19 protein-coding genes and 1 tRNA gene are annotated in these 23,891 nt (G+C 72.2%); 9 read left to right on the top strand and 11 right to left on the bottom strand.

What is annotated here, in order from left to right:
- The first annotated feature begins 67 nt into the window (after positions 1-67).
- The 3 genes from ASF40_RS13300 (at position 68) to ASF40_RS13310 (ending at position 2,407) form a co-directional block, all read left to right on the top strand.
- Positions 68-1,093, top strand: a complete 1,026-nt coding sequence (locus tag ASF40_RS13300; protein WP_056369983.1) for a hypothetical protein — start codon at positions 68-70, stop codon at positions 1,091-1,093.
- Between the two features lie 66 nt (positions 1,094-1,159).
- Positions 1,160-1,232: transfer RNA gene (locus tag ASF40_RS13305), tRNA-Ala, on the top strand.
- 83 nt (positions 1,233-1,315) lie between these two features.
- Positions 1,316-2,407 (top strand): serine hydrolase domain-containing protein, encoded by a 1,092-nt coding sequence (locus tag ASF40_RS13310; protein ID WP_268776131.1) that lies wholly within the window; start codon positions 1,316-1,318, stop codon positions 2,405-2,407.
- A gap of 66 nt (positions 2,408-2,473) precedes the next feature.
- Here the strand turns inward: ASF40_RS13310 and hemL are convergent, their stop codons facing one another.
- From hemL to hemE, 6 genes are all read right to left on the bottom strand, one after another.
- Complete coding sequence (gene hemL / locus ASF40_RS13315; protein WP_056369725.1) at positions 2,474-3,808, bottom strand: glutamate-1-semialdehyde 2,1-aminomutase; 1,335 nt, start codon at positions 3,806-3,808, stop codon at positions 2,474-2,476.
- Entirely contained in the window at positions 3,805-4,782 is a 978-nt protein-coding gene (gene hemB / locus ASF40_RS13320) for a porphobilinogen synthase (protein ID WP_082497043.1), read from the bottom strand. The genes hemL and hemB overlap by 4 nt, the downstream gene beginning before the upstream one ends.
- On the bottom strand, positions 4,779-5,696 hold the full coding sequence (hemC, locus tag ASF40_RS13325) for a hydroxymethylbilane synthase (protein ID WP_056369727.1): 918 nt from the start codon (positions 5,694-5,696) through the stop codon (positions 4,779-4,781). Before hemC ends, hemB begins: the two co-directional genes overlap by 4 nt.
- Positions 5,693-6,376 carry a hydrogen peroxide-dependent heme synthase gene (gene hemQ, locus ASF40_RS13330; protein ID WP_056369730.1) on the bottom strand — a complete coding sequence of 228 codons (684 nt, stop codon included), beginning with the start codon at positions 6,374-6,376 and terminating at the stop codon, positions 5,693-5,695. Before hemQ ends, hemC begins: the two co-directional genes overlap by 4 nt.
- 427 nt (positions 6,377-6,803) lie before the next feature.
- Positions 6,804-8,009, bottom strand: coding sequence for a protoporphyrinogen/coproporphyrinogen oxidase (locus tag ASF40_RS13335; protein ID WP_056369732.1), 1,206 nt, complete (start codon positions 8,007-8,009; stop codon positions 6,804-6,806).
- Positions 8,002-9,060 carry a uroporphyrinogen decarboxylase gene (hemE, locus tag ASF40_RS13340; RefSeq protein ID WP_056369734.1) on the bottom strand — a complete coding sequence of 353 codons (1,059 nt, stop codon included), beginning with the start codon at positions 9,058-9,060 and terminating at the stop codon, positions 8,002-8,004. Before hemE ends, ASF40_RS13335 begins: the two co-directional genes overlap by 8 nt.
- A 17-nt stretch (positions 9,061-9,077) precedes the next feature.
- On the opposite strand from hemE, the gene ASF40_RS13345 reads away from it, so the two are divergent.
- Positions 9,078-10,322, top strand: a complete 1,245-nt coding sequence (locus ASF40_RS13345; protein ID WP_056369736.1) for a glutamyl-tRNA reductase — start codon at positions 9,078-9,080, stop codon at positions 10,320-10,322.
- 137 nt (positions 10,323-10,459) lie between these two features.
- Here ASF40_RS13345 and ASF40_RS13350 read toward each other — a convergent pair whose 3' ends face one another.
- From ASF40_RS13350 to ASF40_RS13360, 3 genes are all read right to left on the bottom strand, one after another.
- Positions 10,460-11,272 (bottom strand): ZIP family metal transporter, encoded by an 813-nt coding sequence (locus ASF40_RS13350; RefSeq protein ID WP_056369738.1) that lies wholly within the window; start codon positions 11,270-11,272, stop codon positions 10,460-10,462.
- Positions 11,273-11,351: 79 nt separating this feature from the next.
- On the bottom strand, positions 11,352-12,944 hold the full coding sequence (locus ASF40_RS13355) for an AMP-binding protein (protein ID WP_056369740.1): 1,593 nt from the start codon (positions 12,942-12,944) through the stop codon (positions 11,352-11,354).
- Positions 12,945-13,120: 176 nt separating this feature from the next.
- Positions 13,121-14,197, bottom strand: coding sequence for a Glu/Leu/Phe/Val dehydrogenase family protein (locus ASF40_RS13360; protein ID WP_056369742.1), 1,077 nt, complete (start codon positions 14,195-14,197; stop codon positions 13,121-13,123).
- Positions 14,198-14,389: 192 nt separating this feature from the next.
- Between ASF40_RS13360 and ASF40_RS13365 the strand changes: the two genes are divergently transcribed.
- Entirely contained in the window at positions 14,390-15,187 is a 798-nt protein-coding gene (locus tag ASF40_RS13365; RefSeq protein ID WP_056369745.1) for a methyltransferase domain-containing protein, read from the top strand.
- A 15-nt stretch (positions 15,188-15,202) separates the two neighbouring features.
- Positions 15,203-15,679: a YbaK/EbsC family protein gene (locus tag ASF40_RS13370; RefSeq protein WP_056369987.1), complete on the top strand. Its 477-nt coding sequence runs from the start codon at positions 15,203-15,205 to the stop codon at positions 15,677-15,679.
- 173 nt (positions 15,680-15,852) lie between these two features.
- Here ASF40_RS13370 and ASF40_RS13375 read toward each other — a convergent pair whose 3' ends face one another.
- Positions 15,853-16,605 (bottom strand): IclR family transcriptional regulator, encoded by a 753-nt coding sequence (locus tag ASF40_RS13375; RefSeq protein WP_235560231.1) that lies wholly within the window; start codon positions 16,603-16,605, stop codon positions 15,853-15,855.
- Between the two features lie 88 nt (positions 16,606-16,693).
- Here ASF40_RS13375 and hutH point away from each other — a divergent pair, with 88 nt between their 5' ends.
- The 3 genes from hutH to hutI are packed head-to-tail and all read left to right on the top strand — an operon-like array spanning position 16,694 to position 21,297.
- Positions 16,694-18,265: a histidine ammonia-lyase gene (gene hutH / locus ASF40_RS13380; protein WP_056369746.1), complete on the top strand. Its 1,572-nt coding sequence runs from the start codon at positions 16,694-16,696 to the stop codon at positions 18,263-18,265.
- A gap of 2 nt (positions 18,266-18,267) precedes the next feature.
- On the top strand, positions 18,268-20,001 hold the full coding sequence (locus tag ASF40_RS13385) for a urocanate hydratase (RefSeq protein WP_056369748.1): 1,734 nt from the start codon (positions 18,268-18,270) through the stop codon (positions 19,999-20,001).
- A gap of 12 nt (positions 20,002-20,013) precedes the next feature.
- Entirely contained in the window at positions 20,014-21,297 is a 1,284-nt protein-coding gene (hutI, locus tag ASF40_RS13390) for an imidazolonepropionase (protein ID WP_056369751.1), read from the top strand.
- 49 nt (positions 21,298-21,346) lie between these two features.
- Here the strand turns inward: hutI and ASF40_RS13395 are convergent, their stop codons facing one another.
- Positions 21,347-23,725 (bottom strand): LamG-like jellyroll fold domain-containing protein, encoded by a 2,379-nt coding sequence (locus tag ASF40_RS13395; protein ID WP_056369753.1) that lies wholly within the window; start codon positions 23,723-23,725, stop codon positions 21,347-21,349.
- Positions 23,726-23,891 lie beyond the last annotated feature (166 nt).

Genomic DNA, 23,891 nt, shown 5'->3' on the forward strand with positions numbered 1-23,891 from the left:
ATCCGTCTTGCGTGACACGCGCGCGGATGTTCGGGACACCGCCGTCCGGTCGCTTACCGTGGTGACCATGGGCGGGCAGGTGTGGGGTGGGGGAGTCATCGTTCTCGTCGCGGTCGCCCTGTGGCTGGTGTATCTGTTGCCCTCGTGGCACAGTCGTCGCCAGTTCGACGCGGCCGAGCGCAACGCCGTCCGCCTGAATCAGGCTCTCCGCGTGCTCGCTGAGACGAGCGAGACACCCGAAGAGGTGCGGCTCGAGCTCAACGCCCGCACCGCCGCCGCGCAGCAGAAGCTCGCGAAGCGGGCCCTGGCCGAGCGCGAGCACGCGGCTCTCGAGGGTGCCCGCGTCGAACTCGAGATCGCCAAGGGCGAGCGCGAGGCCGCCGAGGCCGCCGCCCGCCTCGGCGTGGAACGTGCACGCACCGACCGGGTCGCCGCCGAGGCTGCCGCGCGCGTCGATCTGGAGCGGGCCCGTGCCGAACGTGCGCAGGCTGCTGCAGCCGCACGTTCCGACCTCGCCTCGGTCCGTTCCCTCCCGGCGGCGCGCCGCGCGCGCGCACGGCGCCGGTTCCGACTCGCAGCGACGTTCGCGGCCGTCATCGGCATGGGGATCGCCGTGTGGGGCGTGTACGAGACGATCACCGCCGGCGCGCAGACCCTGATGTGGGCCGGAGTCGGCCTGGTGGCAGCATCGGGTCTGATCCTTCACCGTCTGTCCCGCGTCGCCGCGCGCGCCGTGTCGCGGGCGACGGATGCCGCGCCCCGCCGCACCGCGGAACTGCAGGATGTGGCCCTCGAGCGCGAGCAGCGCGAGTGGGCGCCGCGCGATCTTCCCCGCCCTCTCACGGCGTCGGCGGGCTCGCGGGCCGCCGCGGTGCTGGATGGCGAAGCCGCTCGGGCGGCATTGCGTCAGGCCGCCCTCGAAGAGGCCATGGCGGCCCGTGCGGCGGCGCAGCAGCCGCCCTCGATCGACGTCGCGCGGACCGCGCGGACGGCCTCCGCCGAGTCCGAATACGCCCGCATGGGGTATGTCGACGACGCCGAGATCGAGGCGCACGTGCGGCAGTTGCTGACCCGCCGTGCGGTCGGCGAATAGGGGCCCCGCGGGGGCTCCGCCGATTCGGAGCGCCTCTCGAACCGTGATAGTGTTTTCGAGGTTCACGGGCCTGTAGCGCAGTTGGTAGCGCGCCTCGTTCGCATCGAGGAGGTCAGGGGTTCGATTCCCCTCAGGTCCACCGAAAGAAGGCCCCCACAGTGTGGGGGCCTTCGGCTTTTCCATCCTCTCCGGGCAGCCTGCGGGCAGTGTGAGCGCCGAGACATCCGGCGACCCGAGTCCTGCGCTCCGGGCGCCGTCATGGCGATCCGCACCCCCGAGGGCACGTGGGCGGCGACGATCGGCTACCAGGACTGGGACAAGACGATCCCGATGACCGCAGACGTCAACCAGCGGGTCGGCAGCGTCACCAAGACCTTCACGATCACCGCGTTGCTGCAGCTCGCCGAGCAGGGCGAGCTCTCGCTGGACGACCCCATCGAGATGTACATCCCCGGCATGCCCAACGGCGACGCGACGCTGTACGACCTCGCATCCATGCGCAGCGGCATCCCGTCGTACACCTTCGACCAGTCCTTCCAAGACACGCTGTTCAGCGACCCGAACCACGTGTGGACGCCGCAGGAACTGGTCGACCTGGTCAAGGGGACCGAGCCGATGTACCCGCCGGGGACGATGACGTTCTACTCGAACACGAACACCGTGCTCCTGGGCATGGTCATCGAGCAGGTCGCCGGCAAGCCCATCCAGGACGTCATGCGCGAGCAGATCACCGAGCCGCTCGGGCTGTCGGCCACCTTCTTCCCGACGGACGCCTCGTTCCCCGACCCGCACGCGCACGGGTACACGACCCAGGGGACCGACGACAACCTGCCGGTCGAGGCCACGGACTGGAACCCCTCGTGGGGCTGGTCGGCGGGCGCGATGATCTCCGATCTCGACGACCTCCTGACGTGGGGCGAAGCGCTGGCCACGGGGGAGGGCATCCTGTCGCCGCAGTGGCAGGCGACGCGCCTCGACTCGTTCGACTTCGACATCCCGGTCTACCTCGGGCCCGACAAGGACGCTCCGCAGTCCGAGGCGCGGGCCTACGGGCTCGGGCTCGGACTCGCGCTCGGCTGGTACGGCCACACCGGGGAGCTGATGGGATACAACACCGTCGTGCAGCACCACGCCGAGTCGGGGACCACACTGATCGTCATGGTCGACAGCGACATCAAGTCGGGAGAGTGCCCGGCTGACGCGCCGACCACGCCCGGTGGCCGCACGACCGGTCCCTGCGAAGACCCCGCCGTCCACATCGCCAACGCGCTCGCCGACGCCGCGGGCCACCCACTGGTCGCGTCCGGCAGCTGAAGCCGGCACGGCGTCGGCGGGTGGACCGCCGGCGCCGTGACCGCGACGTCTCGAGGCCCGGAAGCCTCAGTCGGGAGTGGCCTCGGCAGCGGCGCGCGCGGCGGCCGGGAGGGCCTCGACGATGCGCGACACGGCGGTGTCGTCGTGCGCGGCCGACACGAACCAGGCCTCGAACACCGACGGCGGCAGCGAGACGCCCTGCGCGAGCATCGCGCGGAAGAACGGCGGGTAGCGGAACGCCTCCTGCGCCTTCACCGTGTCGTAGTCCGTCGGCGCCTCCGCCGCGAACTGGATCGAGAACAGGCTGCCCGAGCGCTGCACGACGTGCGTGACGCCGGCTTCGGAGAGGGCGGATGCTGCGGCATCGGCGATCGTCGTCGCCGCGCCGTCGATGCGGGCATACGCGGCGGCGTCGAGGTGGTCGAGCGTCGTGCGCCCCGCGGCGACGGCGAGCGGGTTCCCGCTCAGCGTGCCGGCCTGGTACACGGGTCCGAGCGGTGCGAGCAGCTCCATGAGCGCGGCGGAGCCGCCGATCGCGGCGAGCGGGAGCCCGCCGCCCACCACCTTGCCGAACGTGATGAGGTCGGGCGAGAACAGCACCGGGTCGATGCCGTACCACCCGGCGGGCCCGACGCGGAAGCCGGTGAGCACCTCGTCGAGGATGAGCAGCGCCCCGTGCGCGTGCGCGATCTCCGCGAGCGCGGCGTTGAAGCCGTGCGCGGGCGGGACGATGCCCATGTTCGCGGGTGCCGCCTCCACGATGACGGCGGCGATGTCGTCGCCGCGCGCCGCGAACACCTCGCGGACGGCGTCGAGGTCGTTGTACGCGATGACCAGCGTCTGCGCGGCGATCGCGGCGGGAACGCCCGCGGACCCTGGCATCGCGAGCGTCGCGACGCCCGACCCCGCCTCGGCCAGCAGGCCGTCGGAGTGGCCGTGGTAGTGCCCGGCGAACTTCACGATGAGGTCGCGCCCGGTCGCCCCGCGCGCGAGGCGGATCGCGGTCATCGTCGCCTCGGTGCCCGTGGAGACGAGGCGCACCCGCTCCACCGGATGCGTTTCGACGGGCTCAACGACCGAAGAGGGGCGCGAGACCCGCGCGGCGATCAGCTCCGCCAGCTCCGTCTCGCCCGGCGTGCTCGCACCGAAGCCGAGGCCGTGGGCCGCGGCATCCTGAACCGCCTTCACGACCGCGGGGTGGGCGTGCCCGAGGATCGCGGGACCCCACGAGCCGACGAGGTCGACGTATTCGCGCCCCTCGACGTCGGTGACGTACGGGCCGGACGCCGACACGAAGAAGCGCGGCGTCTCGTGGACCGAGCCGAAGGCGCGCACGGGCGAGTTCACGCCGCCCGGCATGGCGCCGCGGGCGCGGGCGAATTCCTGTGCGTTCGTCGTCATCGGATCCACTCCGCAAGCTCCAGGGCCCAGTAGGTCAGCACGGCGTCGGCGCCGGCGCGGCGGATGCCGATCACCGACTCCTCGATCGCGCGGCGGCGGTCGATCCACCCGTGGGCGGCGGCCGCCTCGATCATGGCGTACTCGCCCGACACCTGGTAGGCCCAGACGGGGACGGGGCTGGTCGCCGCGGCGTCCGCCAGCACGTCGAGGTAACTCATCGCGGGCTTGACCATCACGATGTCGGCGCCCTCCGCGATGTCGAGCTCGAGCTCGCGGGCTCCCTCGCGGCGGTTCGCCGGGTCCTGCTGGTAGGTGCGGCGGTCGCCCTCGAGCGAGGACTGCACGGCCTCGCGGAACGGTCCGTAGAACGCCGAGGCGTACTTCGCCGCGTAGGCGAGGATCGGGGTGTTGCCGTAGCCGGAGTCGTCGAGCGCGTCGCGTACGGCGGCGACCTGGCCGTCCATCATGCCCGAGAGCCCCAGCAGCTGCGAGCCCGCTTCTGCCTGGGCCACACCCATGTCGCGGTAGCGCTCCAGGGTCGCGTCGTTGTCGACGTACCCCTTCGCGTCGAGGACGCCGCAGTGACCGTGGTCGGTGAACTCGTCGAGGCACAGGTCGGTCTGCACGACGAGCGCGTCGCCCGCCTCGGCGACGGCGATGCGCGTCGCGACGTTGAGGATGCCGTCGGGATCCGTCGCGCCGGAGCCCACCGCGTCCTTGTGCTCGGGCACGCCGAACAGCATGATGCCGCCGATGCCGGCGGCCGCGGCATCCGCCACCACACGCTTCAGGCTCTCGGTCGAGTGCTGCACGACACCCGGCATGGACGTGATCGGCACCGGCTCGCCCGCGCCCTCGCGGACGAAGAGCGGCAGGATCAACTCGGCCGGGTGCAGGCGCGTCTCGGCGACGAGGCGCCGCATCGCGGGGGTCGCGCGCAGGCGGCGCGGGCGGTCTGCCGGTGCGTAACTCATGGGCGTTCTCCCGTCAGGCCGGCGGCGCCGGCATCGAGCAGTTCACGGGCGACGGATGCTGCGACCTCGCGCGACGGATCGCCCTCGTCTTCGGGCCACACGGTGGCGTGCGACGAGGTGAGGGTCGTCGTGCCGTCGAGGCTGTACACGCTCGCCGAGAGGAGGAGCAGCCCGGCGTCGACGACGGCGCGCGCGCCGACCGGAGCCGAGCAGCCGGCCTCGAGGAGGGCGAGCACTTCGCGCTCTGCTTCGACGGCTGCGCGGGTCTCGGCGTGGTCGAGCCGGTCGACGAGGTGCTCCTCGCCGCGGCGCACCTCGACCGCGAGCGCGCCCTGGCCGGGGGCCGTCGGCCAGCGGTCCGCGTCGAGGAACTCGGTCACCACGTCGGTGCGGCCGATGCGCGTGAGGCCGGCGGCGGCCAGGATCACGGCATCCAGCTCTCCGCTGGTCACCTTGCCGAGGCGCGTGTCGACGTTGCCGCGGATGTCGACGACCTCGAGGTCGGGACGACGGGAGCGCAGCTGCGCCATACGGCGAGGGGAGCCGGTGCCGACGCGCGCGCCGGCCGGAAGCTCGTCGAGCGTGAGGCCATCGCGCGCGATGAGCGCGTCGCGTGGGTCTTCGCGCGCGGGCGTGGCTGCGACGACGAGGTGCTCGTGGGGAGCGGTCGGGAGGTCCTTGAGCGAGTGGACGATGACGTCGCACTCGCCGGCGAGCAGTGCATCGCGAAGCGCCCCGGTGAAGAGCCCGGTGCCGCCGGCGCGCGACAGCGGCTCGTTGGAGCGGTCGCCGTCGGTCGTGATGGTGACGAGCTCGGTCGTGACGCCGTACGCGTCGGCGAGATCGTCGGCGACCATGCCGGTCTGCGTCAGCGCGAGCGTGCTGCCGCGTGTGCCGATGCGCAGCGTGGTCACGCCAGCACCTCGGTGATCTCGTCGAGGCCGATGCGGCGTCCGGTGTAGAACGGCACTTCCTCGCGCACGTGGCGACGTGCCTCGGTCTGTCGGAGGTCGCGCATGAGGTCCACCAGTTCGACGAGTTCGGGCGCCTCGAGGGCGAGGATCCACTCGTAGTCGCCGAGCGCGAACGACGCGACGGTGTTACTCAGCACGCTGCGGTGCGCGGCGCCCTTGCGGCCGTGGTCGGCGAGCATCTGGCGGCGCTCGTCGTCGGGGAGGATGTACCAGTCGTACGACCGCACGAACGGGTAGACCGTGAGCCACGTCTCGGGATCCTTGTCGCGCATGAACGCGGGCAGGTGGCTGGCGGTGAACTCGGCGTCGCGGTGCACGCCCATCGCGTTCCAGACCGGCACGAGCGAGGCGAGCGGCTCGGTGCGGCGGAGCGTACGGAGCGCCGACTGCAGCACCTCGGGTGCGATGCCCACGCCGGTGAGCCAGATCATGAGGTCGGCGTCGGCGCGCAGGCCCGACACGTCGTAGAACCCGCGGACGGTGACCCCGGATGCCTCGACCTCGGCGACCGCCGCAGCCAGATCGCCGGCGGGGGCGGGCGCAGAGGCGTCGCGGCGGAAGACGGCCCACAGGGTGTAGCCGAGGGTTTCAGTGGGGGAGTTCGCCGCGGGGTCGGTCATGCGTCCATCTTTCCATCCCCGGCATGGGCGGTTTCCGGGAGCGCCGTTTCAATCCGCCCCGCCCGCAGGCCGGGGTCCATCCTCCGCCCCCTCCCGCGCGAAGTCCGGACTTCGCAGGATTCGGCGTCGGAGGTCCCGCGTTGTCCGGACCGTGCGGGTGGGTCCCCGTCGTGCTCCTCCCGCGCGAAGTCCGGACTTCGCAGGATTCGGCGGCGGAGGTCCCGCGTTGTCCGGACCGTGCGGGTGGGTCCCCGTCCTGCTCCTCCCGCGCGAAGTCCGGACTTCGCAGGGTGGGGGCCCGGAGAGGATGCGAAGTCCGGACTTCGCGGGTTTGGGTCCCGGAAGGATGCGAAGTCCGGACTTCGCAGGGTGGGGGGCCCGGAGAGGATGCGAAGTCCGGACTGAGTGAGTTCAGCGGGAACGCCGGTCAGCGCGCCAGCAGCTCCGTCGCCGTGCGCTCCGCGTGGGCCACGATGCCGGCGAGGCCGGATCCCGCCACTGTCTCGCCGACGACCGTGAGACCGGAAGGAACAGTGGATGCTGCGGCCGGCCGAACCCAGAACACCTGGGCTGCGTCGACCAGGACCGGCAGGCGCACGCCCAGCAGCGTCTCCGCGTCGGCACGTGCGGCGGCGACGGGGTCGGCGGGCGTCGCGTCGTACGAGAGCCGCACCACGTGACGCCCGGCGGCGGCTTCGCGGAGCCACTCCCACTTGGCCGTGGCGTGCGTGAGGGCGCGGGCGCCCACCGGTGCTCCGGCGGCGACGAGCAGTCCGGTGCCGCGGGGTGCGGCATCCAACTCGTCCTGCTCCACCACGAGCGTCACGAGGTCGATGCGACGACCCGGTGCGGCAGGGGCGGCCACACCCGGGGCGGCCACGACCACGGTGCCATCGAGAGCGCCGAGGTCGCCGACCCGCGTTCCGAGGCGGATGTCGCCCCCGCGCCGCGCGAGGTCGTCGGCGAGGACGGGGACGAGCCGGTTGATGCCGCCGCGGATCCCCGCGACCGCCGCGCCCGGGGGAGCGGCAGCACGCAGTCGCGCGACGGCTCCGCCGAGCGAACCCGCATTCGCGACGGCGTCGGAAAGCCCGGGGTGGGCGCGTGCGACCGGGAGCTGGTCGGGGTGTTGAGAGTGCACGCCGTGCACGACGGGTGCGACGAGTCGATCGAGCACCTCGGCTCCGAGACGCTCCCGCACGAGGGGACCGAGCATCGCGGGCACCTCGCCGACGCGCCGGGCGTCGAGCGCGACGGCTCGTTCCGCCGCCGCGAGTCCGACCACGCGTACGACGTCGTCGGCGAGGGGGTCCGCCGGAATGCCGAGCAGTGCGGTCGCGGGCAGGGGGACGGCATCGCCCGTGACGGGCTGCAGCCACGCCGGTCCCGGAGCGGGAGCGACGATGTCGCCGGCGAGGCCCAGGTCCACGAGCAGTGCCTGGACCGCGCCGCCGCGGACCGCGAAGCTCTCGGCCCCGGCGTCGAGCGCGAGCCCTCCGACCTCGTGCCGCGCGACCGTGCCGCCGAGATGATCGGATGCCTCCCACACCGTCACCGAGGCGCCCGAGGCAGCCAGCCGCCGGGCGACGACGAGCCCGGCGACGCCGCCGCCGACGACGCTGAAGTCAGCCATTCGCGTGGACGAACTCCACGATGCGCGTGAGCACGGTCGGGTCGGTGTCGGGCGGGACGCCGTGCCCGAGGTTCACGACATGCGCCCGGGCGGCGCGGCCGCGCTCGAGCACGTCGAGAATGTGCGCCTCCAGCACCGGCCACGGGGCGCGCAGCAGCGCCGGGTCGATGTTGCCCTGCACCGAGACGTCGGGGCCGAGCCGGCGTACGGCCTCGTCGAGCGGGAGACGCCAGTCGACGCCCACGGTGTCGACGCCGACGTCGCGCATCGCGGCGAGCAGTTCGCCGGTGCCGACGCCGAAGTGCACCAGGGGCACGTCGAGGTGCCGCACGGCGTCGAGTGCCAGAGCGGAGAACGGCGCGACGTGCTGCGTGTAGTCAGCGAGACTGAGCGAGCCCGCCCACGAGTCGAAGAGCTGCCCGGCCGACGCCCCCGCCTCGATCTGCGCGGCGAGGAACTGCCCGGTGATCGCGGCGCACCACGTCAGCAGCGCCGCCCAGGTGTCGGGGTCGGAGTGCATGAGCGCGCGCGTCTTCAGCTGTTCCTTCGACGGGCCGCCCTCGACGAGATACGACGCGAGCGTGTACGGCGCACCCGCGAAGCCGATGAGCGGAGTCGTGCCGAGTTCTGCGACGGTGAGCGCGACCGCATCGCGGATCGGGGCGAGCGCCGCCGGGTCGAGCGGGGGCAGGGACGCGACATCCTCCGCCGTCCGCACCGGGTTCTCGAGCACCGGGCCGCGCCCCGCGACGATGCGCACGTCGACGCCCGACAGGCGCACCGGGATCACGATGTCGCTGAAGAAGATTCCCGCGTCCACGCCGTGCCGGCGCACCGGCTGCAGCGTGATCTCGCTGGCGAGCTCGGGATTCAGGCAGGCGTCGAGCATGTCGGTGCCCACCCGCAGCTCGCGGTACTCGGGCAGCGAGCGCCCCGCCTGGCGCATGAACCACACCGGCGTCCGCGGCGGACGATCACCTCGATACGCGCGTATCAGCGCAGGGGGATCGTTTCTCTGAAGGACGGAAGGGTGAGAGTCATGCAACGACACACGTTAAGATTAGGTCTGTGCTCCTCTGTCTGACCGCGAACCATCGGAACGCGAGCCTCGACATCCTGGAGCGTCTCTCTGTGGGGGCGCCCGCGGCGACGCGCGCCCTCGTGGACGACGAGATCTTCGTCTCCGGCGCCGTCGTGCTCGCGACGTGCAACCGCTTCGAGGCCTATCTCGACATCGACGAGCCGCTCACGGGCGGCGAGGCCGTCGCGGCCGAGTCCGTCATCGAGGCGATGGCCGACGCATCCGGCGTCTCCGTCGATCTGCTGCGCGCGTCGGTCGCGGTCCATCAGGGGGCGGATGCTGCGGCCCACCTCTTCGCCGTCACCAGCGGCCTCGAATCGATGTCGGTCGGCGAAGACGAGATCTCGGGTCAGGTGCGTCGCGCGCTCGACGCCGCCCGCGCCGACGGCATGACCTCGAGCGAGCTGGAGCGCCTGTTTCAGAAGGCCACCCACACCAGCCGCGGCGTGCGCAACCGCACCCAGCTGCGCGGAGCGCACCGTTCGCTCGTGCGCCTCGCCCTCGAACTGGCGTCGAGCCGCGTCGCCGAGTGGGCCGCTGCGAAGATCGTGCTGGTGGGCACCGGAAAGTACGCCGTCCGCACGGTCGAGGCGCTGCGCGCCCGCGGTGCCGGCGACATCCATGTCTTCTCCCCGTCGGGCCGCGCCGAGGCGTTCGCCGCGCAGCACGGGCTGATCCCCGTGTCGGATTTCGCGGCCGCCGTCGCCCAGGCCGACGTCGTCATCACCTGCACGGCAGACGCCGTCGTGCACGCGGACGCGTTCACCCCCGGACGACGCGTGCTCGTGATCGACCTCGGGCTCCCGCGCAACGTCGACCCCGCCGTCGGCGCGGTCGACGCGGTCGAACTGCTCGATCTCGAGACCATCCGCCTGCACGCACCGCTCGCCGAGTTCAGCGCGCACGCCGACGCGCGCGCGATCGTGGGCGACGCAGCCACCGAGTTCCACGCCGACCGCGAGGCCGGCCCCGCAATCACGGCTCTCCGCGGCGACGTGCTGCGGATCGTCGACGCCGAGATCGCCCGAGCGCGCGCGCGCGGCGCGGGCGACGATGTCGAGGCGGCGCTGCGCCACCTCGCGGGCGTCCTTCTGCACCAGCCGTCGGTGCGTATTCGCGAGCTGGCCGTCGAAGGCCGCATCGACGAGGCGCGTGCCGCCCTCGAACTGCTGCACGGCCTGTCGGTCGAGGCGCCCGGCGCCGCAGACGACGACCTCTGGGCGACCGCGTAAGGGCGTCATTCGACCACGCGCCGCCCATCGGTCCGGGGCGTTTCGTCTCGCTCGTTCCTCGCTCGCTCAACGACCGGTGGTCAGGGGCGGTGCCGTTGCCCCGCCCGAAGACGAAACGCCTCGAGTGTTCGGGGTACTCAGGCGAGCTCGTGCAGGAGGAACGCGGCGAGGAAGCCGATCGTCGCCCACAGGCCGGTGAGCGCGTGCTGCTCGTCGAACGCCTCCGGGATCATCGTGTTGCACACCATCGCGAGCAGGCCACCCGCGGCGATGGTCGTGATGAGCGCGATGAGGTTCGGCGACGCCGACTGGAAGGCGACGTAGCCGAGCACCGACGCGACGACGGTGATCAGCGCGATCCCGCTCCACAGCAGGGCGACGTATCTCCCGCTCGAGCCGCCGCGCTTGAGGGCGGCGGTCGAGCCGAGTCCCTCGGGGAAGTTGCTGATGGCGATCGCCGCGACGATCGGGATGCTGATCCCACCCTGCAGCACCGACAGGCCCATGACGATGGACTCCGGGATGCCGTCGATCAGCGCGCCGACAGCGATCACCAAACCCGCTCCGCTCACCGCCTGCGCTCCGGCGCGGCGGGCGACGATGCTCGCGGAGACCTCGGAGCCGTCGGAGTACCCGGTCACCGAGGAGACATCGATCTGAGGCGGAGCGGCGGCCGCCCGCTTGCTGCGTCGAGAGATCAGCTGGTCCGCCACGATGTAGAGGATCGCGCCGCCCAGGAACCCGACGGTCGTCGGCACGAGACCGCCGTCTGCCGCGGCTTCTTCGACGAGCTCGAACGCCAGCGTCGAGATGAGCACGCCCGCGCCGACGGCCATGATCCCGGCGACGATGCGCTGCGGGATGTCGACGTACCACGCGACCGCGGCCCCGACGAGCAGCGCTCCGCCGCCGATGAGTCCGCTCAGGGCAGCGAGCCAGAGTCCTTCCATGGCGCCAAACTAGTGGCCGCGCGCACGGATGCCGCGGCGAAACGCGTTCGCCGCGGCATCCGTGCGTCCGAGGAGGAGCTCAGACCGGGGCGGCCTCACGGGCGCGCAGGTCCTTGCGGAGGATCTTGCCGGCGCTGGACTTCGGGATCGCCTCGATGAACTCCACGCGGCGCACCTTCTTGTGCGGGGCGACGTGCTCGGCGACGAAGGCCATGACCTCGTCCTCGGTGAGGCCGGAGTCGGGGGCGGCGACGATGAAGGCCTTGGGGATCTCCTGCTTGTCGTCGTCGAGCACGCCGATGACCGCGGCATCCATCACCTTCGGATGGCCGAGCAGCAGCGCCTCGAGCTCGGCGGGAGCGATCTGGTAGCCCTTGTACTTGATGAGCTCCTTGACCCGGTCGACGATCGAGAAGTAGCCGCCCTCGTGGTAGACGGCGATGTCGCCGGTGTGGAGGAATCCGTCCGCATCGAGCGTCTCGGACGTCGCCTGCGGCTGGTTCAGGTAGCCGAGCATGACGTTGGGTCCCTTGACCCAGAGCTCGCCCGCCTTCGTGACGCCGTCCGGGCCGAGCTCGGTGATCTCCTCGCCCGTCTCGGTGTCGATGAGCTTGTTGAGCGTGTTGGGCAGCATCACGCCGACCGAGCTCACCGGGATGTCGTAGCGGTCCACCGGCATCGCGTGCGAGACGGGGCTCAGCTCGCTCATGCCGTATCCCTGCATCATGCGCGCGTTGATGCGGCGCCCCGCCGTCTCTGCGGTCTCGCCGTCGAGCGGGGCCGCTCCCGAGAACACCGTGCGGACGCTCGAGATGTCGAACTGGTCGACGATCGGGTGCTTGGCCAGCGCGACCGCGATCGGCGGCGCGATGTACAGGTAGGTGCACTGGAACTTCTGGATGTTCGTGAGGAACTCGACGAGGTCGAACTTCGGCATCGTCACGAGGCTCGCGCGCTGACGCAGCGCGAGGTTGAGCAGCACCGTCATGCCGTAGATGTGGAAGAAGGGCAGCACCGCCAGCACGCGGTCGGTCTCGGCGAGGTCGAGCGCGACGCGGCACTGTGCGACGTTCGCGACGAGGTTCTGGTGCGTGAGCATCACGCCCTTGGGGATGCCGGTCGTGCCCGATGAGTAGGGGAGCACCGCGATGTGCGTCGCCGGGTCGAACGAGACGTCGGGTGCGGGCGCGCCCTCGGTGAGCAGCTCCCGGAGGTTCGGGTGACCCGAGGCGCCGTCGAGTACGATGACGCGTTCGTGGGGGATACCGACGGCCTCGGCGGCGGCCTGGGCCTGGGGGAGGAGCGGGCTCACGGTGACGAGCCACGTGGCCCCGGCATCGCGCAGCTGCTTCTCGATCTCGCCCGCCGTGTACAGCGAGTTGACGGTCGTCACGGTGGCGCCCGCGCGCAGGATGCCGTGGAACACCGTCGCGAAGGCGGGGACGTTCGGGCAGAGGAGGCCCAGCACGGTCCCGACGCCGACGCCGCGAGCTGCGAGCGCGCCCGCGAACAGGTCGACGTGCGCGCGCAGCGTGCCGTACGTGGTCTCGGCCCCGGTCGCGGGATCGATGAGCGCGATGCGCCCCAGCTCCTCGTCGGTCAGGCTCGCGAAGAGGTAGTCGTAGACGTCGAGTTCGGGAATCTCGATATCGGCTTCGGGACTGGTGAACACCGGATCTCCTTCGATCGGGCGGCATGACGGTCGTCGTCGGCGGGCTGAGCCCGGCCGTGCGACCATCATGCCACCCGCATCGAGGATTGTGGAACGCGATTCCGCGATCGGTGGGACGCAGTCTCAAGCCTGCACCGCGCCCGGCCATCCCCTCCGGTGGCCGGGCGCGTGCCGGTTCAGTGCGCGAGTGCGGGCTGGCGGCCGCCGGCGGCCAGGCGCTCCGCGGCGAGGCCCTCGGCGGCCTCGAGCGGCGTGACGCCGCGCGAGGAGGCCTCGTCGAAGATGCGGCGCACGGTGTCGCCGATCTGGCCCACGCGCTCCATGATCTCGGTGCGCGTGCCCAGGTGCTTCGCCTCGAGGTCGAGGTAGATCACGCCGCCCGCGTTGACGACGAAGTCGGGGGCGTACAGGATGCCGCGACCGGCGAGGCGGGCCGCGCCGCTGTGGTCGGCGAGCGGGTTGTTCGCGGGGCCGCACACGGCCTTCGCGTCGAGGGCGTCGATGACCTCGTCGGTGAGGAGTCCGCCGATGCCGGCCGGCACGAACACGTCGGCGGGGACGAGGTGCTCCTCGCCCGGGGCGATCCACTCCGCACCGAGTTCGGTGGCGAGGTCGCGCTTGGCGGGGTTCACGTCGGTCACGGTGAGGCGCGCGCCCTCGGCCGAGAGGCGCACCGCGAGACGGCTGCCGACCTGGCCGAGGCCGGAGATCGTGATGCGGCGTCCCTCAGCGTCGGCGGTGCCTGCGACGCGCTCGAGCGTCGCGCGCAGCGACTCGTACACGCCGAGGCTCGTGGGGCCGGCGGGCTCGCCCGAGCCGCCCACGGCGTCGGGCAGGCCCACGACGTGCTCCGTGCGCTCGCTGACGACGAGCATGTCCTCGGTCGTCGAGCCGACGTCCTCGGCGGTGCGGTACAGCCCGTGCAGCGACTCGACGGCGTCGCCGAGGTCGAGGAACGCGGCGCGGCGCCGGTCGGTGTCGAGCGTGGTGCCGGGAGGCAGGGCGATGACGGACTTGCCGCCGCCGGCGTCGAGGCCGGCCGCGGCGTTCTTGAGGGTCATGGCGGCCGACAGACGCAGTGCGTCGCCGAGGGCGTCGCTCCAGTGCGGGTACGTCCACAGGCGCGCGCCGCCGAGGGCGGAGCCGAGCACGGACGAGTGCAGCGCGACGGCGATGAACAGGCCGCTGCGGCGGCCGGTGATCACCTCCACCCGCTCGTGTGCGAAATCGGGCAGGGGCAGGGTGTGCGTCATCGCGGTTCTTCCTTCGGCGGGCCTCGTGGGCAGTGCGCTGCGGACGCCGCGGCGTTGCGGCATCCATTCTCATTGGACACCGATTCTGCGAATTGTTCAACCGTGTCGACGGCGAGTGGGCACATTGCGTGGTCATCGGCGTGAGTTCTGCACACGCGTCAGCAGTGTGTGCGCCGTCGGTAGCATCGACGAATGCCAGACGCCTACACCCACGGCCACCACGAGAGCGTTCTGCGGTCGCACCGCTGGCGCACCGCCGAGAACTCCGCGGCATATCTGCTGCCGCACCTCGGGCCAGGCGTCTCGGTCCTCGATGTGGGCAGCGGGCCCGGCACGATCACCGCGGACCTCGCGGCCCGCGTCGCACCCGCTCGGGTGGTCGGGACGGATGCCTCGGCCGGCGTCGTCGCGCAGGCCGCGGCCGACCACGCGGCGCCGAACCTGTCGTTCGAGGTGGGTGACGCGTACGCGCTGCCCTTCGACGACGGCGGCTTCGACGTCGTGCACGCGCACCAGGTGCTGCAGCACGTGGATCGACCGGTCGACATGCTGCGCGAGCTCGGGCGCGTCGCCGGCCCCGACGGCGTGGTCGCCGCGCGCGACGTCGACTACGAAGGCGTGATCTGGTACCCGCTGATCCCCGCGCTCGACGAGTGGCTCGCGCTGTACCTGGCGACGCACCGCAGCGTCGCGGGCGAGCCGGCGGCCGGACGCCGGCTGAAGGCGTGGGCGCAGGAGGCCGGTCTCGCCGATATCCGTGCCACGGCCTCGCTGTGGCTCTTCGAGGACGAGGCCGACCGCGCGTGGTGGGGCGGGATGTGGGCGGACCGCGTGCTGCAGTCGGCGTTCGCCGATTCGGCGCGCGCGACCGGCGCCGACGACGCGCTGCTGCAGCGCATCTCGGACGGCTGGCGTGAGTGGGCCGCCGCCGACGACGGCTGGCTCCTCATGCCCCACGGCGAGATCCTCGCGCGCGGACCGCGTCGTTAGGCTGAGCCGGTGACCATCCCCGACTCGCTCCCCGCCCGCAGTCGCCTCGTCCACGATGCGATCCGCGCCGCCGGCATTCCCGGCGACATCGTGGTGCTTCCGGATGCCGCCTCCACCGCGGTCCTCGCCGCCCAGGCGCTCGGGGTCGAGGTCGGTGCGATCGCCAACAGCCTGGTGTTCTACAGCGATGGCGCACCACTGCTCGTGATGACGAGCGGCGCGCACCGCGTCGACACGGCGGCGCTCGCCGAGCGCCTCGGCCACGGGAAGATCCAGCGCGCGACGCCCGAGCAGGTGCGAGAGGCCACCGGCCAGGCCATCGGCGGTGTCGCGCCGACGGGGCATCCATCGGCGCTCCGCACGATCGTCGACGAGGACCTCGCGGGCTACCCCGAGATCTGGGCCGCCGGCGGTACGCCGCACACCGTCTTCCCGATGACCTACGACGAACTGGTGCGCCTGACGGGCGGCACCGTCATGAAGGTCGACTGACACCCGCACCCGAACGCTCTACCCCTGCGCGCTGCGCTCTGTGCGCTGCGCGCTGCGCCCTGCGCCGTCGGGGGCGCCGCAATCGTGGCGAGACCTCACAACAGCACCGGACCAGCGGGGATGCCGGTGCTATCGTGCGGTCTCATCGCGAAAGGCCCCACCCCGACCCCGGGTCAGCGCACGCGGGCGCGGCCGATGCGGCGCTCGAGTTCGGCGGCGGCCGTGGTGGGGGCGGCAGCGAGGTCGTCGGGCGCACGGTCGCTCTCCTCGGGCCAGGTCACCGCGATGGCCGCGGCCGGCCAGCCGGCGTGGTCGCGCACGACCACGCCGATCGAGCGCAGTCCGAGGGTGACCTCGCCGTCCTCGGTCGCATAGCCCCGCTCCCGCACGCTGCGGAGCAGCTCCCGCAACTCTCCCGGCCGCTGCGGACCCCGGCCCGTGCGGTCCGCGAAGGCCGCGGCATCCGGGAACAGCGCCCGCACCTGCTCGCGCGGCAGCGCCGCGAGCATCGCCCGGCCCGTCGCGGTGAGGTGCGACGGCAGGCGGACGCCGACATCCGTCACCAGCGCGGGTCGGCGCGGCGCGCGTTCCTCGACGATGTAGAGCACGTCGCGTCCATGCATGACGGCGAGGTGCGCGCTCTCGCCGGCGCGATCGACGAGGTCGGCGAGCACGGGCCGGCCGAGCCGCGCGAGCGGCTCCTGGCGCGAGTACCCGCCGGCGAGCTCGAACGCGGCGATGCCGAGCCCCCAGCGTCGCTCCTCGGGCAGGTGCACGACGAACTGGTGCTCCTGCAGCGCCGCGAGCAGGTGGTACACGGTGGAGCGCGGGAGCTCCAGCGCGGTCGCGATCGTGCGCGCCGGGACCGGCCCGCGCTGGCGTGCGAGGTACGACAGGATCCGCAGCGTCTGGTCTGCGGCGGGCACCTGGGGTCTCGTGCCGCTGTCTGGAATCACAGACAGAGGATGCCACGACCCGCTGTCGCGCGCCACCGCACGGGTGTGGAATCGGAGCATGACCATCGTCACGCCCACCTCCGCCACCGACGTCGCCGCCGTCACCGTCGGCGCGGCGCCGCTGCGTCCCGACGAGGTCGTCGCCGTCGCCCGTCACGGTGCCCCCGTCGAGCTCGCCCCCGAAGCCCTCGCCCGCGTCGCGGCGACCCGCGCCCTCGTGGAGGGCCTCGCTGACGACCCCGAGCCGCACTACGGCATCTCGACCGGTTTCGGCGCCCTCGCCACCACGTTCATCGCCCCCGAGCGGCGCATGCAGCTGCAGGCCAGCCTGATCCGCTCGCACGCGGCGGGCACCGGCGCCGAGGTCGAGCGCGAGGTCGTGCGCGCCCTCATGCTGCTGCGCCTGCAGACGCTGGCGACGGGTCACACGGGTGTCCGCCCCGTCGTCGTGGAGACCTACGCGGCGATGCTCAACGCCGGCATCACGCCGATCGTGCGCGAGTACGGCTCGCTCGGCTGCTCGGGCGACCTCGCGCCGCTGTCGCATGTCGCGCTCGCCGCGATGGGCGAGGGACGTGTGCGCACCGCGACCGGCGAAGAGGTCGACGCGGCCGAGGCGCTGGCGGCAGCATCCGTGACCCCGCTCGTGCTGCGAGAGAAGGAGGGACTCGCGCTCATCAACGGCACCGACGGCATGCTCGGGATGCTGCTGCTCGCACTCCACGATCTCTCGGTGCTGCTCGACACGGCCGATGTCGCCGCGGGCATGTCGGTCGAGTCGCAGCTCGGCACGGATGCCGTGTTCGCCGCCGACCTGCAGGCGCTGCGGCCGCAGGTGGGGCAGGCCGTCTCGGCCTCGAACCTTCGGGCCGTGCTCGCGGGCTCGGGGATCATGGCGTCGCACCGCGACCCCGCCGTCTGCACCCGCGTGCAGGACGCGTACTCGCTGCGCTGCTCGCCGCAGGTGCACGGCGCCGCCCGCGACACCGCCGACCACGCGCTGCTCATCGCCTCGCGCGAGCTCGCCGCGGCCGTCGACAACCCCGTGATCACCGACGACGGGCGCGTCGAGTCGAACGGCAACTTCCACGGCGCGCCGGTCGCATATGTGCTGGACTTCCTCGCGATCGCGGTGGCCGACGTGGCCTCGATCTCGGAGCGCCGCACCGACCACGCCCTCGACCGCGCGCGCAGCAACGGCCTGCCGCCCTTCCTCGCCGACGAGGTCGGCGTCGACTCGGGCTTCATGATCGCCCAGTACGCCGCGGCGGGGATCGTCTCGGAGCTGAAGCGGCTGGCGGTTCCGGCATCCGTCGACTCGATCCCGTCGTCCGCGATGCAGGAGGATCACGTGTCGATGGGGTGGGCCGCCGCGCGCAAGCTGCGCCGGGCGATCGACGGGCTCTCGCGCGTGCTCGCGATCGAGGTGCTCACCGCCTCGCGCGCCCTCGACCTGCGGGCGCCGCTCGAGCCGGCAGCTGCCACGGGCGCCGTGCGCGATCTCGTGCGCACCGTCGCCGGAGGACCCGGCCCCGACCGCTACCTGTCGCCCGAGATGGAGGCCGTGACCGTGCTCGTCGCGTCGGGCGCCGTCGCGGCGGCCGCCTACCAGACCACCACGAAGGAGTGACGATGTCCGTTCCGACAAGCTCAACGACCGCGCCGGCCGTCCGGGGGCTCGGCGAAGGGGCGGTGCGCGCGCCCCGTGGCCCCGAGCGCACCGCCAAGAGCTGGGGCGCCGAAGCCGCCAAGCGCATGCTCATGAACAACCTCGACCCTGAGGTCGCCGAGCACCCCGAGGACCTCGTCGTCTATGGCGGCACCGGGCGCGCGGCCCGGTCGTGGGAGGCGTTCGACGCCATCGTCCGCACGCTCGACGAGCTCGAGCCCGACGAGACGCTGCTCGTGCAGTCGGGAAAGCCGGTCGGCGTCTTCCGCACGCACGAGTGGGCACCGCGCGTGCTGATCGCCAACTCGAACCTCGTGGGGGACTGGGCGACGTGGCCCGAGTTCCGCCGCCTCGAGGAGCTCGGCCTCACGATGTACGGCCAGATGACCGCGGGGTCGTGGATCTACATCGGCACGCAGGGGATCCTCCAGGGCACGTATGAGACGTTCGCCGCTGTCGCGCGCTCCCTCGCTGAGAGGAACGGAACGGATGCCGCGACCGCGAGCCTCGCCGGAACCCTCACGCTCACCGGCGGCGCCGGGGGCATGGGCGGCGCGCAGCCGCTCGCCGTGACCCTCAACGGGGGAGCGGTGCTCATCGTCGACGTCGACGAGTCGCGCCTGGCCCGCCGCGTCCAGTACGGCTACCTCGACGAGTACACGACCGACCTCGACGCCGCTCTCGCGCGCGTCGTCGCGGCGAAGGAGGCCGGCGAGGCGCTGTCGGTCGGTGTCGTGGGCAACGCCGCCGAGGTGTTCGGCGACGTGCTGCTGCGCCACCGCACGGGGGAGGTCGCCGTCGACATCGTCACCGACCAGACCAGCGCCCACGACCCGCTGGCGTACCTGCCCGTGGGCATCGCATTCGAGGACTGGAAGGCCGAGGCGGCCCGTGACCCCGAGGGCTTCACCGCCCGTGCGCGCGGCTCGATGGCCAAGCACGTCGCGGCGATGGTGGGATTCCAGGACGCCGGTGCGGAGGTCTTCGACTACGGCAACTCGATCCGCGCCGAGGCGCAGCTCGGCGGCTTCGACCGGGCGTTCGCCTTCCCGGGTTTCGTTCCCGCCTACATCCGCCCGCAGTTCGCCGAGGGACGCGGACCGTTCCGCTGGGTCGCGCTTTCGGGAGACCCCGAGGACATCCGCAAGACCGACGAGGCCGTCAAGGCGCTGTTCCCCGACAATGCGGGTCTGGTGCGCTGGCTCGACAAGGCCGGCGACGCGGTCCACTTCGAGGGCCTCCCGGCGCGCATCTGCTGGCTCGGCTACAAGGAGCGCCACCTCGCGGGACTGAAGTTCAACGAGATGGTCGCCTCGGGCGAGCTGTCGGGACCGATCGTGATCGGCCGGGACCACCTCGACGCCGGCTCGGTCGCGAGCCCGTACCGCGAGACCGAGGCCATGGCCGACGGATCCGATGCGATCGCCGACTGGCCGCTCCTCAACGCGCTGCTCAACACGGCGTCGGGTGCGGCCTGGGTGTCGATCCACCACGGCGGCGGCGTCGGCATCGGCCGCAGCATCCATGCCGGTCAGGTGACCGTGGCCGACGGCACCCCGCTCGCCGCGGAGAAGCTCGAGCGCGTGCTCACCAACGACCCCGGCACCGGCGTGATGCGCCACGTCGACGCGGGCTACGACCGCGCGAAGGAGGTCGCGCGCGAGCGCGGCCTGAACGTGCCCATGCTCGGTGACTGACGGACGGATGCTGTGACCACGACGCTGATCACGAACATCGGCGAGCTGACCACCAACGTCGCCGCCGACGGCGATGCGCTCGGCACGCTCCACGACGCCGCCGTGGTGCTCGTGGGTGACCGCATCGCCTGGATCGGCCCCGCGTCCGCCGCCCCCGCCGCCCCCGCCGCTCTAGCCGCCCCCGCCGCTCTCGACCGTGAGACGACAGTCGGAGGACGAGACCGTGGGGTTCACCCTGGGTCTCGTCCCGACCCTGTCGCTTCACCGGGCGAGGAGCGGGTTCACATCGTCGACGCCGGGGGCCGCGCGGTCATCCCCGGATTCGTCGACAGCCACACGCACCTGGTGTTCGGGGGCGACCGCGCCGACGAGTTCGAGGCGCGCATGACCGGTACGCCGTATGCCGCAGGGGGCATACGGCGTACCGTCGCGGCGACGCGCTCCGCGAGCGACGAGGAGCTGCGGGCGCGCCTCGCGGGGTTCGTGGCCGAGCTCCACCGTCAGGGGACGACGACGTTCGAGATCAAGACGGGCTACGGACTCACCGTCGCCGACGAGGCGCGGCTCGCTCGCCTCGCCGCAGAAGTCACACCCGAGGTCACGTTCCTCGGAGCCCACGTCGTGCCCGCCGAGTACAGCGAGCGACGCGAGGAGTACGTCGAGCTCGTGTGCGACGCGATGCTCCGCTCCTGTGCTCCTCACAGCCGGTGGATCGACGTGTTCTGCGAGCGCGGCGCCTTCACGCCTGACGAGTCGCGGCGCATCCTCGCCGCGGGCGTCGCGCACGGCCTCGAGCCCCGTGTGCACGGCAACCAGCTCGGACCGGGCGAGGGGGTGGGGCTCGCCGTCGAGCTGGGCGCAGCATCCGTCGATCACTGCACGTATCTGTCCGACGACGATGTCACCGCGCTCGCGGGAGCGACCACGGTCGCGACGCTGCTGCCGGGCGTCGAGTTCTCGACCCGCCAGCCGTACCCCGACGCGCGGCGCCTGATCGACGCGGGAGCGACCGTCGCTCTCGCGAGCGACTGCAACCCGGGGTCGAGTTTCACGAGCTCGATGCCCCTCATGATCGCGCTCGCGGTGCGCGAGATGGGGATGACGCCCGCCGAGGCGGTGTGGGCCGCGACCGCCGGCGGCGCGAAGGCGCTGCGCCGCGACGACGTGGGCGCACTGGCCCCGGGGATGCGCGCCGACCTCGTGATGCTCGACGCGCCGACCCGCGTGCATCTCGCGTACCGCCCCGGTGTGCCGCTCGTGCACACCGTGTGGATCGGCGGCGCCGCGTCCGCATGAAGAGGAGCCGCCCGGCACGAGGCCGGGCGGCTCCTCGTCGACGGCCGCGTCAAGGCGCGGCGAGCTGGGCGACGTCGTCGGGCGCGAGCGCCGAGCTCCACACGCTCAGCTCGTCGACGTCGCCGCGGAACGGGGTGTCCCACCAGTTGACGCCGAGGGCGAAGACGTTGCCCGGTCCCGAGAGCGCATCGGGGAAGCCGGTGCCCTGGAAGCGCAGCTCTCCGTCGATGTACACGGAGGCCGCGCCCGAGTCGACGACGAACGCGACGTGCGACCACTCGCCGAGCGGCAGGCTGCGTCCGGTGCCCGCGTCGTACCACTGCGCTCCCGACCACAGCATGGTCGAACCGCCGACGCCGTCGTGGCCGCGCGGGACGAGGCTCACCCACGACGTCGGGCTCGCCGCCCCGAAGAACGCGGTCGTGTAGGACGTGAGCGCCTCGGGCCGCAGCCAGAGGCTCACCGAGTACGAGGAGCCCTGTAGGAGGCCATCGGGCAGTCGCACACCCGCGGTGCCGTCGAGGTGCAGCGCGCCGCCGTCGATGCCGTCGGCGACGAACGTCGCCGGGCCCGCCGCGGGCGCGTCGACGCGCGCTCCGGTGGGCACGGCGTCGGCGAAAGCCCCTGCCGCATCGGCCAGCGAGCCGTCGAACGCCCAGGCGCCCGCGAGCGCGCCGGGAGTGCGCGCGAGGACGACGACGTCGAAGGTGACGGATGCCTCGGCCCCGCCGTTCTCGATGGTCGCGGTCAGCGTGGCGTGTGCGTCGGGCTCGCCGATGTCCGGCCGCGTCACCGTCCCGTCGACATCGACGGTGCCCGCGTCGGAGGTCGCCCACGTGATGGTCGTGCCGCCCGTGCCCGACGTCGGCAGCACCAGGTCGACCGTCACCCCCGACGTGTCGCCGAGCGAGAGGTCGGCGGCGACGGCGTCCACCGCTGCGGCACCGGCCGGCTCGACGGACTTGCGTCCCCACAGTGTGACGCCTCCCTCCGAGACCGCGGTGAAGCCCGTCGACCATGCCTCCACGTCGGGATCCCAGACGGGTGCGAACACGCCCCGGTAGACCACGCCGCCGACGGTGAGGGTCGCGGTGTGCTGCCCGGTGAGCTTCCAATCGCCGTCGACGGACCCCGTGATGCGGCCGGTCTTGCCGAAGGAGACGTCGGATGCCTCGGCCGCCGTCGCCGTGATGTCCTTACCCATGTCGACCAGCTGCCACGTGCCCACCACGTCGTCGCGCTTCACCTTGCCCGCTGTCTCACCCGCGTAGCGCATCGGTGAGACCACCGGCCAGCCGTCGGCGTTCATCCACATCTGGTGCACACGCACCTCGTGCAGCTCCCCCGTGCCGGGGAAGCGTGCGTGGAAGACCATGAACATGCGTCCTGTGCCGGGGTCGCGGTACCACGACGTGTGACCGGGGGAGACGTAACCGATGCCGGCGCCGGTGCCCGGGTCGCCGAGCTCGCGGCCGAAGAGGTGGCCGCCCATCAGCTTGACGCCGTACGGCTCGATCGTTACGTCGTCGAACAGCGGCAGGGACGGGTCCGCCTTCACCTCGCGCATGTCGTTGCCCTGCGCATCGAGATACGGACCGGTCACGGACTTCGAGCGCGCCACGCGCACGTCGTACCCGCCGGTCACCCCCAGGCCGCCGAACGACAGGTACAGGTAGTAGTAGCCGGTCTCGGCGTCGTACTGGATGGTGGGGGCCTCGATGCGGCTGTGGTTTCCGCCGACGAGGTGCGTGCCGTAACCCTGTCCAGGCAGGGGCGCGCCGGTCGCGGCATCCATCTCGAGCAGGAAGATTCCGCCCGAGTACGAGCCGTAGACCATCCACAGCTTGCCGTCGGCGTCGTAGAACGCGTCCGGGTCGACCGTGTTGGGGTGCCGGCGCGCGTCGTACACCTCGCCGGGGTTCTCGGACTCTCCCTCCATGCCGCTCTTGAGCAGGACGCCATGGTTCTCGTACGGACCGTCGACGGTGTCGGAGGTGGCGAGCCCCAGTGCCGACCGCGGAGACGACCCCTCGCACGCGTTGTAGTACATCGCATAGCGGCCATCGGGCAGCTGGATGACGTCCGCGGCCCACAGGGTGGAGGTCCGCGCCCACTCGAAGGTCTCGGCGAGCTCGGTGTAGATGTCGTCGAAGAGCGCGTTGTCGGGCTCTTGCGACAGATCGGTCGTGTACTGCTGCCACGACATGAGGTCGGACGTGTGCGCCGAAGCGCCGTGCGAGCCGAACGCCCAGATGTCCTCGCCGGAGGTGACGATCGACGGATCGTGCACGGTGACGTCGTCGAACACAGGGGCGGGCAGCGGAGCCGGCGGTTGCGCCCAGGCGGGGCCCGCGCTCAGCGCGCCCGCGACGAGCAATCCGGCAGTGGTCAGGGCGAGCGCGGTGCGAGGGCGTGCGCGGCGCGTCATGGGGTCTCCAGTTCGACAGTGGACGGGATGGACGGATGCCTCGACTCGGCGCCGAGTCGGAGGACCGTCGAAACGCAATCTACAACGATGTAGAGTCCGAGTACAACGATGTAGACGGAGATTTCGCCACAGGCGCGGAATGCACGCGCCGACGGCTCGCGGCTGC

Origin of the sequence: Microbacterium sp. Leaf288 (genome assembly GCF_001422925.1) — a bacterium.
Lineage (GTDB): Bacteria > Actinomycetota > Actinomycetes > Actinomycetales > Microbacteriaceae > Microbacterium.